Annotated in this window: 1 protein-coding gene and 1 pseudogene; one reads left to right on the top strand and one right to left on the bottom strand. The window is 42.6% G+C overall.

Annotation, left to right across the window (positions count from 1 at the left end):
- Positions 1–621, top strand: a 621-nt coding sequence (locus OH459_RS27865; protein ID WP_269989842.1) for a formylglycine-generating enzyme family protein, incomplete at its 5' end; no start/stop codon positions are given.
- A gap of 23 nt (positions 622–644) precedes the next feature.
- Here OH459_RS27865 and OH459_RS27870 read toward each other — a convergent pair.
- Positions 645–1,890: pseudogene (locus tag OH459_RS27870) on the bottom strand (LysM peptidoglycan-binding domain-containing protein); the annotation flags it as partial.

Here is a 1,890-nt window from a genome sequence, read left to right on the forward strand (position 1 = left end):
AACTTCATTAGTGTAATTCCTTTGAAGACAAAGCCTATGGAGCGGACAGATGAAAAATATAAGAAAGCTATTGAATACAATTTGAAAAACAATGAGGCTGCATATACAAAATCTTGGCAAGAGGCAAAGGATTACTGTCAGTGGTTGGGCAAAGTTTCCACTTTAGAATTTGATATTCCGACAGAAGCGCAATGGGAGTTTGCGGCAAGGAGTCGCGGACAGCATTATTACTATGCAACCAATGATGGTTATCGTTCTCTAACTGAAGGACAGTATTTTGATCCAGATATGGGTAAATATATAGATATACTCCCTTCAGAAGTAAATAGTAGTACGAGTAGTGAAGAATATATTGGTCAATGGCCAGCAAATCCTCTGGGGATATATGGGATGAGTAATGGTATTCAGGAGTGGGTTAATGATTGGTATGCAAAAGAGTATTACCTAAACTCACCTGAACACAACCCGCAAGGACCGGAAAATGGTATTCAAAAGGTTGTTCGAGATGGTGGAGGAGTAAAAACCTTTGACCGTTTTGGTACAGATCCTGTTCTTGACGCTTACTCCCCAACCCACAGCTTCCGTTGTACGATTCACGATTCAAAACCGATTTCCAAATAATATTGGCCCGAAAGGGCCAATATTTAAACGTATTGGTTAGGCGTAGAGCCACCGTAGATTGATGCATATTGCTGATTTACATGAGCTAGCTTGCGTGCAAAGGCTTTACCTTTGTAAGGAGCAAATGGAGCATTTGCTACCTCTTTACTCAAGTTCTTCTCAGCTAGTGATGCCACCCACCTATTAAACTCTCGTTGTTGAGCCCCATCAAGAATGGCATTTATACGTTGGATGTTATCAAAAAGAGTATCCTCCCCACGTTCTTTTTCTCCCTTTTCATTCATTCTCGCTAAGATCTCTTCAAACTTGTGCCAACTGTAAGTACTTTGTGATAACAAAGTGCAAATAGCGTCTTCTTGCTTTTCTTCCCAATTTAGAAGAAACGTTCGAGTAAGAGTATCTAGCATTCGGCCTATTGCTTCCGGCGGAAGCTGATCAAACGGTACACCGCTACGTGTCGATGTGTTTAAAATTCTATCGGAAAGAACGGCCGCCTCTTTTTCTAGAGCTAGGTATTTTTTTCTCTCAGCCTTTATAAAATCAATACTAGCTTTCCCGGCAGTAACTGTCATTTTAAGGGCATCATCTGGCGATTTGATAATATCAGCGGCAGCAAACGCAAAATAAGCAGCATCAACCAAGTATTCATACGCTTGGTTATTGATGTTCTTCAGCATCCGGTAATCTACATACTGAAGCCCTTGCCAGATTACTTTCGCTAAATTCCAAATTTCTTGTGCATTGATAGCAACCGCAAAACCGCCGCCACCGCCTGCCCCCCAAACCAACTTCGCAGATAGTTTTAAAAAAAATTGCCCCCCACGAAGGTAAAGCTCGAAATCTGCGTTATAACCACCACCAACGGAAACATTCCCTTCGGTCTGAATTTCAGCCAAAGAGTTAAAGTTTGTAGTTTGATCTATTTCTGGCGCTTTCCATTGAACGCCACCTGCAAACTCACCACTTAACTGGCCACCACCAAAAACACTGGCCTTGATGCCTATTTGACCACCTCCTGCGTTGCCCATGCTCACATGAGGGTCAAACAATATCCCAACATCATCACCAGTTTCCGGTCTTCTGTTACTGATACCTGCTTTTGCTTGAGCAACTACGCCCACAAAACAACCCACTTTCATTTTGGCATTAAAGCGAAAACTGCCAAAGGAGTGTAAGGCTGGCTGACCATTCGCATCGGTGTAATTTAGGCATGGCGTATAACCCGCATCGCTAGGTAAGAAGACTTCTGCCGTAATGGCCGCTTCAAAG

The sequence above is a fragment of the Vibrio sp. MM46 genome, assembly GCF_027587135.1.
GTDB classification, from domain to species: domain Bacteria; phylum Pseudomonadota; class Gammaproteobacteria; order Enterobacterales; family Vibrionaceae; genus Vibrio; species Vibrio harveyi.